9 protein-coding genes are annotated in these 9,745 nt (G+C 69.9%); 5 read left to right on the top strand and 4 right to left on the bottom strand.

Annotated features, from left to right (window positions below; all coding sequences use genetic code 11):
- Positions 1–81: 81 nt before the first annotated feature.
- On the bottom strand, positions 82–1,086 hold the full coding sequence (locus ACFCZF_RS23755; protein WP_375905386.1) for a DMT family transporter: 1,005 nt from the start codon (positions 1,084–1,086) through the stop codon (positions 82–84).
- A gap of 99 nt (positions 1,087–1,185) precedes the next feature.
- Positions 1,186–1,725 (bottom strand): Clp protease N-terminal domain-containing protein, encoded by a 540-nt coding sequence (locus ACFCZF_RS23760; protein ID WP_376673357.1) that lies wholly within the window; start codon positions 1,723–1,725, stop codon positions 1,186–1,188.
- Between the two features lie 220 nt (positions 1,726–1,945).
- Between ACFCZF_RS23760 and ACFCZF_RS23765 the strand changes: the two genes are divergently transcribed.
- On the top strand, positions 1,946–2,113 hold the full coding sequence (locus ACFCZF_RS23765; RefSeq protein WP_310874423.1) for a hypothetical protein: 168 nt from the start codon (positions 1,946–1,948) through the stop codon (positions 2,111–2,113).
- A 112-nt stretch (positions 2,114–2,225) separates the two neighbouring features.
- Here ACFCZF_RS23765 and ACFCZF_RS23770 read toward each other — a convergent pair whose 3' ends face one another.
- A complete protein-coding gene (locus tag ACFCZF_RS23770; protein WP_376673358.1) occupies positions 2,226–2,876 on the bottom strand; it encodes a PadR family transcriptional regulator in 651 nt (216 codons plus the stop codon).
- Between the two features lie 295 nt (positions 2,877–3,171).
- On the opposite strand from ACFCZF_RS23770, the gene ACFCZF_RS23775 reads away from it, so the two are divergent.
- The 3 genes from ACFCZF_RS23775 to ACFCZF_RS23785 are packed head-to-tail and all read left to right on the top strand — an operon-like array spanning position 3,172 to position 7,087.
- Positions 3,172–3,930, top strand: a complete 759-nt coding sequence (locus ACFCZF_RS23775) for a TnsA-like heteromeric transposase endonuclease subunit (protein ID WP_376673359.1) — start codon at positions 3,172–3,174, stop codon at positions 3,928–3,930.
- A gap of 20 nt (positions 3,931–3,950) precedes the next feature.
- Positions 3,951–6,026, top strand: a complete 2,076-nt coding sequence (locus ACFCZF_RS23780; RefSeq protein WP_376673369.1) for an integrase — start codon at positions 3,951–3,953, stop codon at positions 6,024–6,026.
- On the top strand, positions 6,020–7,087 hold the full coding sequence (locus tag ACFCZF_RS23785; protein ID WP_376673360.1) for a TniB family NTP-binding protein: 1,068 nt from the start codon (positions 6,020–6,022) through the stop codon (positions 7,085–7,087). The genes ACFCZF_RS23780 and ACFCZF_RS23785 overlap by 7 nt, the downstream gene beginning before the upstream one ends.
- A gap of 859 nt (positions 7,088–7,946) precedes the next feature.
- Here the strand turns inward: ACFCZF_RS23785 and ACFCZF_RS23790 are convergent.
- Positions 7,947–8,534, bottom strand: coding sequence for an Imm21 family immunity protein (locus ACFCZF_RS23790; RefSeq protein WP_376673361.1), 588 nt, complete (start codon positions 8,532–8,534; stop codon positions 7,947–7,949).
- A 305-nt stretch (positions 8,535–8,839) separates the two neighbouring features.
- Here ACFCZF_RS23790 and ACFCZF_RS23795 point away from each other — a divergent pair, with 305 nt between their 5' ends.
- On the top strand, positions 8,840–9,649 hold the full coding sequence (locus tag ACFCZF_RS23795) for a PhzF family phenazine biosynthesis protein (protein ID WP_376673362.1): 810 nt from the start codon (positions 8,840–8,842) through the stop codon (positions 9,647–9,649).
- Positions 9,650–9,745 lie beyond the last annotated feature (96 nt).

A 9,745-nucleotide genomic window follows, 5' to 3' on the forward strand; every position in this document is an offset into this window, starting at 1 on the left:
GCACGCCGGGCTGATCAGAGGGGCCCGCCTCAGGCGGCCGGAGGCGGAAGGACGAGTGCGTCGGAATGCATGATCAGCACCCTAGGTCGCCGTTCCCCGGCTGGACAACTCCCTTTCGGGACCACCGCTCGCCACCGGGTCCGTGGAGCCCTTCGCCGGCGTCGACGACTGGGCGATGAAGGCGCCCACCAGGACCACCACGCCGCCGATGATCTGCGGGGCGGAGAGGTGCTCGCCGAGCAGCACCCAGGCCAGGACGGTCGCGATGACCGCTTCGAGGCAGGCCACGACGCCCGCGACCTGCGGCGACAGACGGCGTACGGCGACGATGCCGGTGACGTAGGCGAGGACCGTGGCGATGAGCACGATCCAGGCCAGCAGCAGGGCGGCGGCGACGGGTGTGCCGTCCATGGGGACGTCGTGGGTGAGGACGGACCAGTCCATCGACCAGGGGCGGGCGACGACGGTCAGCACGGCGGCCCCGACGAGCAGGCCGTAGGCGATGACGCCGAGCGGGTCGGGCGCCTCGTCGCCGGCATCGCTGCCCTGGTCGGACAGGACGAAGTAGCCGACCTGGCAGCAGGCGGCGCCGAGCGCGAGGAGCAGTCCGAGGGCGTCGAAGCCCAGCCCCGACCAGATCTCCACGACGCAGGCGAGCCCGCCGACCGCGAGGACCACGCCGAGCGCCGCCGCCCGCGTCACCGGCCGTCGCTGCACGAACCGCACCCAGCCGAGGACCAGCGCGGGCGCCAGGTACTCGACGAGCAGCGCGACGCCGACGGGGATGCGGGAGATCGCGGCGAAGTAGCAGGCCTGGACACCCGCCACGGCCAGCAACCCGAAGCCGGCGAGCAGCCCGGGCCGTCGGCGCAGCAGCGCACGGTGGCGCACGGCGAGCGGCAGCATCACCAGGGCCGCGCCGGCCACGCGCAGCCACACCACGTGGAGCGGGTCGAGACCCGCCTCGATCAGCGGCTTGGCCGCGACCCCGGACCCTCCGAAGGCGACCGCGGACGCGAGCGCCAGGCCGAGCCCGGCGCCCTTGCCGCGGCGGCCGCGAGCAGTGTCAGACGTATGCACCGGCACATGATGACAGGGGACGACATGACCGTCACCCCCAATGACACCTGTCTCACCGACTGGACGGTCGGACCCTTCCCGGCTTCGGGGACCGGGGCGTCGGGTTCAGGCTGTCGGCTCGAAGTGGTTCTCCACGCGGGCGAGCACCGTGCGCGGCTCGACGGCGGCTCGGCCGAGCACCTCGACGGCCCGCGCCTGCGGGTCCGTGACGAGGGCCGCGAGCAGGTCGACACCGCAGGCCCGGTCCACCCCGCGCCGGGCGGCACGGGCGCAGGCGTCTTCCATGGCCGCGGCCGCCAACGGCGAGAAGCCGGCGACCCCGCTCACCACGGGCACGGCGCCGGAGTCCTCCACGGTGCTCTGCCAGCGCAGGCCGTAGCCGATGCTGCGCTGCACGAGGTATCCGAGCAGCCGGACGACCTGGGGGCCGTCGCCGAGGACGGCGCGGGCCTCGGGGTCGTACTCGAGGAGGGAGTGCAGCAGATGGGCCGTGTCGATCTGCCGGTCCCCGTCCCGTACCGCTCTGCGGCGGGCGCCGGTGACCACCGATGCCAGTTCTTCGCTGAACCGGACATCGAGGTCGGGGCCGTCCGGGCGCCGGCCGTCTTGCTCGCCGGCCGACTGCCGGGGGATACGGGATCGCACATCCCCTAGCTCATCAGCCTCTCGAGAGCGGGTCATCCCCGAAGGGAAGCATTCTCGCGTCCCACGCAGAGTGGACGCGCCCGGCCGGAATCTCCTCCTTACGGATGAGATCAAGCCGTTTCGCCCCGCCGGGCGCGCGCCCCCTTGCCGCGCGCCTCCCCGGGCAACCGAAGCGTGCCGTCGCGGGTCCGACAGGGGTATGAGGAGCAGGTGCTGGCTCGTGGCCCTGCCGGCGGTCGACGGCAGGCAGTACGTGTACCGGGTGTACGCCCCGGCGGAGGCGCTGCTCGCCGACCTGTTCTGGGAGGCGTGGCACTGCCACGACGAGAGCGCCTTCCCGCGCGCGTGGGATCTCTTCGACGCTGCGGTGATACGGCGAGTCGACTGAGCGGGTCGACTGGGCAGGTCGCTGGGCAGGTCGGCTTAGCGCGCCCACACGCGAAGGTGCCCCGCGGATCGCTCCGCGGGGCACCTCGTGACGACGGCCGTACCGGGTCGGGTCAGTCCTCGTCGGCGAGGATCAGGTACAGCTTCTTGCGGGCGTCACCGATGACGGCGAGCGCCTTCTCCCGCTGCTCCTTGCTGCCGGTCTTCCAGACCTGGCCGAAGGCCTCCATCAGCCCGAAGCCGGCCTGCCTGATGTCGTTCAGGGCCTCCCAGTCGACGCCCCGCGAGGCCTCTTCCCAGGGAGCCTCCGGGCCTTCCTCGGCCGCGGTGCGGCCCGCCTCGGTGAGCGCGAAGAGTTTCTTGCCGCCCTCGCTCTCGCTGGCGATCAGGCCCTCGTCCTCCAGCAACTGGAGGGTGGGGTACACTGAACCGGGGCTGGGCTTCCACGCCCCGCCGCTGCGCTCGGCGATCTCCTGGATCATCTCGTAGCCGTGCATCGGCCGGTCCTTCAGCAGGGCCAGGATCGACGCCCGTACGTCGCCGCGCCGCGCCCTCCCCCTGGGACCGCCGCGTCCGCGGCTTCCCCATGGCCCTCCGTGGCCGAATCCCGGCCCGAAGGGACCGCCGGGGCCACCGCCACCGGGGCCGCCCGGCCCGAAGGGACCGAAGGCCGCACGCGGGCCGTCGAAGCCGCCGTGGCCGAAGGGGCCACCCTCTCCGCGGCCGTGCCCACCGTGTCCACGCTCGTATCCGTGGTTACGCATCGCCATCACTCCGTTCAGTCATTGATCTGTCGCGATCCCATCGCGATGCTTCAACGATATATCGGAACGTATCGAATGACAAGCCCCCTCCCGCTGTCGCCATTGTCCTGCCTTCGTCGACCTGGCCCCTGTCTCAGGTGATCTGGTCTGGTTCGCTTGTGGTCTCAAGTGATCTGGTTCTCACGGTGTACGGAACGGGCGTTCGCTCGATGGGGTGACGCCTTGTGGCTCCGGGGCATGGCCTCGTATCCGGTGGCCGACGCTGCTCACAACGAGGTCGTCGGGGTAGGTGGCCGTGAGCGAACCGGTGAGGTCGGGATCCGCATGGGAGTACACGTCGGACGTGCAGGTGGGTTTCGTCGGCGTCGACGGGGTCGGACGGCTGGGATCACTGGCCCGCTGCTGGGACGAGCCCTTCGAGCGTGCTGCCCCGGTCCGGAGGTTCATCGCATTCAAGGGGCAGAAGAACTTCACGGGTGAGTACTGGGCGGCGTCCTCGCGTGACCTGGTGGGTTACGAGTCGTGGGTCGAGCGGGATGCCGCGATGGCCCTGGACTTCGACCCTGCGGTGGTGGCCTTGGCCTCGCAGCCGTTCTGCCTGTCCTGGTGGGATGGCGATCGGGATCGTCAGCACACTCCGGACTACTTCGCCCGGCTGGCCGATGGCACCGGTGTGGTGGTCGATGTCCGGCCGGAGGGTCTCGTCGATGAGGAGGCCGCTGAGGTCTTCGCGTTCACCGCGGAGGTCTGCGCAACGGTGGGCTGGCAGTTTCGGCTGGTCGGGGACTTGGACCAGACGTTCCGGACGAACTTGCGGTGGCTGGCGCGCTATCGCCACCTGCGCTGCCACCGGGCCTCGGTGGCGGACGCCCTGCGGGAGGTGTTCGCCGAGCCTCAGCTGCTGTTCACCGGTGCTGACCGGGTCGGGGACAAGTATGCGGTGCTGCCGGCGCTCTACCACCTGCTCTGGCGGCACCAGCTGACGGCCGACCTGGTCTCGGCCCCGCTAAACGGCGGGACGGTCGTCAGCCTGGCGGCGGGGAGGGCATCGTGAGGTCTGCGCGTCCGGGACGGTTGCGGCTGGGTGACCGGGTCAGGTTCGAGGAGGGTACGTACACGGTTGTCGCGCTCACCGGGATGCGGGTCCGCCTGGCCGACGTCCATGGCACGGGCATGCTGGTCGACCAGGTTCATCTCCAAGGGGCTGAGGACTTCGCCGTCCTGGGCACCGCAGAGCGGGCAACGCTGGGCTCGGCCGCGCTGCTGGACCATCTCCCGGAGGAGGCCGCGAAGCGGGCGTTGTGGTGGCAGCACCACTTGATCGAGATCCTGACCGGGCTGCCGCCGGACGCTCAGGCGGGGGCTCTGCCCCGGCCCGAATACGACCCGGCCCGCCGGTCGCTGGCGGAACGCGAGCGGGCGAAGGCCGCGGAACTGGCCGCGCGGGGCGAGAAGGTCAGTGCTCGGACGGTCAAGCGCAAGCGGCAGCGTTACGAGGCCGGCGGGGTCGCCGCGGTGGCGGACCGCCGTCTCGCTCCGCACGCGTCGCTGCTGGGCCGGGCTGATCCTCGGGTGGTGGCGGCGATGCGTCAGGCCATTGCCGAGAGTGTCCCGGCGTCCACTCGCACGATCGAGTACGCGCGTTGGCGGACCGGCCGCATCCTGGCTGCCGAGCACGGCGAGGACGTGGTGGAGATGCCGTCGCGGGCGACGTTCTACCGCCTGTTCGCGAAGCTGTCCGGCGGCATCCCGGTGACCGGGTCGGCCCGCACTCGCCAGTCGCTGGCCAACCAGCCGGAGGGGCCTTTCCGTTACGAGCAGGTCGCGGCGCCGGGCGAGTTGATGCAGATCGACTCCACCCCGCTGGACGTGCTGGTGCGGCTGGATGAGGGGGTGCCCGGCAGGGTCGAGCTCTGCGGCCTGGTCGATGTCGCCACCCGCACCATCGCCGCCGCGGTCGTGCGGCCGACCACCAAGTCGGTGGACGCTTCGCTGCTGCTGGCCCGTGCTCTGACCCCGGAGCCGATGCGGCCGGGCTGGTCAGACGCACTGAGGATGTCCCGTTCGGTCCTGCCGCATCGCAGGCTGCTGTCCTTGGACGAACGGTTGGAGCACGCGGCGGCCCGGCCGGTGATCATCCCGGAGACCATCGTCTGCGACCGGGGCAAGGCATTCATCTCGGAAAACTTCCGGTCCGCCTGCCGGACTCTGGAGATCAACTTCCAGCCCTGCCACCCACGCTCGCCCGCGGAGAAGCCCCACATCGAGCGGACGCTCGAATCGGTGGCCACGATGTTCTGCCAGTTCCTCCCCGGCTACCTGGGCCGCACGGCCGAACACCGCGGACGGAACGTCGAGGATGAGCCGTTGTGGTCGATGCTGGAGATCCAGGAACTCCTGGACGAATGGCTCATCGCGAAGTGGCAGAACAGGCCGCACGACGGGCTGCGGGACCCCGGCAGTCCCGGCCGCACCTTCACGCCGAACCAGAAGTACGCCAGCCTGCTCGAGAGCGCCGGATACGTTCCCCTGGCCCTGACCGGGGACGACTACGTCGACCTGCTGCCCGCGACCTGGCGGGCGGTCAACTCTTACGGCATCAAGATCAGCCACCGCATCTACGACTGCGCGGACCTGGGCCCCTTCCGGCGCCAGCCCTCCGGGGTCGCCCGCAAGAGGAACCTGTGGGAGATCCACCGCGACCCTTACGACGCCAACTGGATCTGGATCCGCAACCACTGGGAGGGCTGCTGGGTCCCCGTCCCCTGGAAACACCTCGGCGCTGTCCCGCAGCCGTTCGGGGATCTGGCCTGGGACCATGCCGCGGCCGACCTGCGTCAGCAGGGCGAAAGCGATCCCACCGAGGAACAGATCGCCCAGGCCGTGTCCGAGCTTCTGATCAGGGCCAACCAGGGTCCCGAGGGCGGCGGGAAGAAGCGGCTGTCCCGGCGCGACCGGCGAGTCGCCGCCCGGACCAAGGCCGGCGCCGAAGGCAACGGTCCCCGGCCGCCGAAGCCCGAACCGGTGCTGGCCGCGGCAGACAACGTGCTGTCTCACGACGAGGAAGCAGACACGCAGGACGAGCCGGTCGCGAAGGTCATTCCGCTCGGCGTCTTCGACCCCTTCAAGGAGGCGGACAAGCGATGGTGACCGCGGCCGGCCCCGCGTTCGGACAGCTGCCGCCATCCGGCCTGCAGGCCGGATGGCGGCGGGCCCTGGACCAGGAGGAACTGCACCGCTACCTCACCACCCTGGAGGGCTGGCGGGAGTTCACCACTCAAGATCCAGCCCCGCCGGACCTGCTGCCCGCCGACGTCCTCGCCGGACTGGAGCCGGACGAGCGCCAGGACTACGACGACGCCCGCCTCGACTACCACACCAGAATGACGGTGGCGGCGACCTCCACCTTGCGGACCGTCGTTCATACCGGCCGACGGTTGACCCTGCTCAACCGTCACGCGATCAGTGCCCGCCGGGGCCTGATCCTGTCCGGCCCAGCCGGCACCGGCAAGACCACTGCTCTGACCCAGTTCGGCAAGACCATCGAAGCCATCGACCGGCGTCAGCACCCCGGCGTCGGCGGTCGCATCCCCGTTGTCTACATCACCGTCCCGCCCGCCGCGACCTCGCGCATGTTGGCCGTGGAGTTCGCCCGCTTCCTCGGCCTGCCCGTCACCGTCCGCGCCAACATCACCGACGTTATCGAGGCTGTCTGCGGCGTCCTGATCGACGCGCGGGTCACCGTCGTCTGTGTCGACGAGCTGCACAATCTCTCCCTTGCGACCCGCAGCGGAGCCGAGGTCTCCGACACCCTGAAGTACTTCTCCGAGCGCATCCCGGCCACTTTCATCTATGCCGGAGTCGACCTGGAGGCGAAGGGGCTGTTCAACGGCACCCGGGGACGGCAGATCGCGGGCCGGTTCGGAGTCATCGAAACGCTAGCGTTCCCTCGCACCGAGGAGTGGACCGGCCTGGTCACCACCCTCGAAGAAGCTCTGCGGCTGCACCATCACCGGCCGGGAACCCTGGAAGGGCTGGCCCACTACCTCCACGACCGCACCGGCGGCATGATCGGCTCGCTGTCCCACCTCATCCGCGGGGCCGCCCTCGACGCCATCCTGGACGGCACCGAGAAGATCACCCGCAAGTCCCTGCAGTACGTGAAACTCGACCGCGCGGCCGAGACCCGGAAGTCCAAACCGGCCTCATGAGCATCATCGAAAGCGGCGTGATCAGCGGGAACATCCGCCCGTTGCCCGTCCAGGTCCGCCCGCGAGGCGGCGAAGGAGTCCGGTCGTTCATCGTCCGCCTTGCCCATGCCAACCACCTGATCCCGGGCTATCTCCGGATGTTTCTCTGCGAACCGCCGGATCATCGAGGCATCCCGAGCTGGTCACGGCTGGCGGCCGTCACGGGCCGCGATCCGGACTTCCTGCGGATCACGCTGGAGACCCGGCACTGTCTCGAGTGCGGCGCCGCCATGCCGCCCCTCGGCATCCTCGGACGTCAAGCACTGCGATGCTCGCAGGCTTGCCGCCAAAAGGCATACCGCAGACGCCACCCACTCAGCGAGTGGCTGCGAGTGCCCTGCAAGCAGTGCGGCCAGATCATGCGGATCCGGCCCGGACAGCGCCGTCACTTGTGCTCATCACGCTGCCGTCGGGACGCCTATCTTGAACGGCAACAACGTCGCCAAGAACGATCCGCCCAGACCGAAGTCGCCGAACCATCCCCGTGTCCCATCTGCGAACATCCCCTGCCGCCCGGAAAACCCTCTTCGAGACGGAGAACGTGTTCCCAACGGTGTCGTCAGCGGGCATACCGCTGGCGAAATGCACCACCGCCTCACCCAGTTACCTCCCTGGCTGAAGGAGCAGAAGTGTCGTCGCCGCCCCCATCGCTACGGCTCTGCGAGGTCTGCTCGGCTCCACTGCCCCTCGGCCCCAACCAGGCACAGCGGCGAACCTGCTCTCACCGCTGTCGCCAGAAGGCCTACCGCGAACGTCTGTCCTGCGACACCAAGCTCTCAGCACGTGCCATCGAAGTATGAGTGGCGCGGGATGCCAGCCTTCAGACCAAGCCATCCTCGGCAACAAGCTGCACCACGCCGACCCACGCGAACTCGTTCTTCGTATGGACAGCACGGACCCTCCACCGGCCTGCCGGAAGCTGCACGGGAGCCTGTTCCGGCTGGCCACCACCGGGATACTCCACTCCGAGATCCGCGCCGGCCACGGCCGAGTCCATCAGCACCGCCGGGCCATCAGTGACCCACAGGCCGCCGTCCTCCCATGGAGTGTCCGGGTCGGCAACGACTGCTTCCGCTCCGGCGAGCAATTCTTCCTCCGAATCCGCAGCCAGCCATCGCACGAAGACCAACTCCTCCGACAGGAAGCACGTCATTGCGGGTTCATCGGCCAAGACAAGCGCCGTCGCAGCCTCCGCGCGCACGGCGATCGCGCCAGCCCAGTCGTCGACCTCGCAAGCCCGGTCATAGTCATCGCGGCCGCCGTCCTCGCCCAGGACGGATCCCTCCTCCGTGCACCCGCCCCATGCGCCGATGCAGGACTCGGGGACCACGATCAACGGACCGCCCATTGAGCTGACCCAGGCCAGCTCAGCACGGTCGCTGCGATCAGATGCGAGGGAATCATTCATGCGCGCAGTCTGCCGCTTGCCACTGACACCAGGCAGCGGCTGGGCGGCGGCCCCTCGAGGACAGCCAGCCGGGGCACAGGACAACATCGGTCGATTCGCTGAACCTGGACCACATCAGCTGAGATTTTCGACTCCTTACGCATCTCAATGCATCTGGTCGCCGCAGGTCACAGGCATGATCAAGAACCAGATCATTTGCGACGGGTCAGCCATCACGGCGCTACTGGTGGTCCGGCGGGAAATCCGGTCCAGAACTCACGAATTGGCCTTGGTCCGCGGATTCGTGGAGCCTCTAGCGTCGGGGCATGCGCATCCGAATCGTCGACGCCTTCACCGACCGGCCCTTCGCCGGCAACCCCGCCGGGGTCCTGCTCCTCGACGCCTTCCCGGACGACGACCGGCTCCAACAGGTCGCCCTGGAGGTCAACCACGCCGAGACCGCGTTCGCCCACCGCCTGCCCGAGGGCGACGAGGCCGACTGGGCGCTGCGCTGGTTCACCCCGGCCACCGAGGTCGCGATGTGCGGCCACGCGACACTCGCCACGGCCCACGTCCTGCACACCACCGGCGCCCACGAGGGCGCGGTGCGGTTCGCCACCCGCAGCGGCGTCCTCGTCGCGACGCCCCACGGGGACGGCTCGATCACCCTGGACTTCCCCACCGCGCCGCTCACCCCGGTCGAGGCCCCGAAGGGCGTCGCCGAGGCCCTGGGGACCGAGCCGCTCACGGTCCTGGACACCGGACCGGACATCGGGGACCTGCTGGTCGAGGTCGCCGACGAGAAGACGGTCCGCGGCCTGACCCCGGACCACAAGGCGCTGGCCGCGTACTCCGAGCGCGGCATCATCGCCACCGCCCGTGCGGAGGACCCCGCCCGTGGCTACGACTACGTCTCCCGCTGCTTCTTCCCTAACGTCGGCATCGACGAGGACCCGGTCACCGGCAGCGCCCACACGGCCCTCGCGCCCTTCTGGTCCGAGCGCCTCGGCCGCCCCGGCCTCACCGGGCTGCAGGCCTCGCCCCGCTCCGGCCGGGTCCGCACGGAACTGCGCGGCGAGCGCACGCTGCTGAGCGGGCGCGCGGTGACGGTGATCGAGGGCGAGCTGCTGGCCTAGGTGTACTGCCCAGCCAGGTTGGTCGAGTTTGTGCGACGACACGGTCTGAATCTGTAGGACGGCGAAGGCCTCCGGTTGTGGAGTGGAGCTGTCGAG

Source organism: Streptomyces sp. NPDC056296 (assembly GCF_042268605.1).
Taxonomy (GTDB): Bacteria; Actinomycetota; Actinomycetes; order Streptomycetales; family Streptomycetaceae; genus Streptomyces.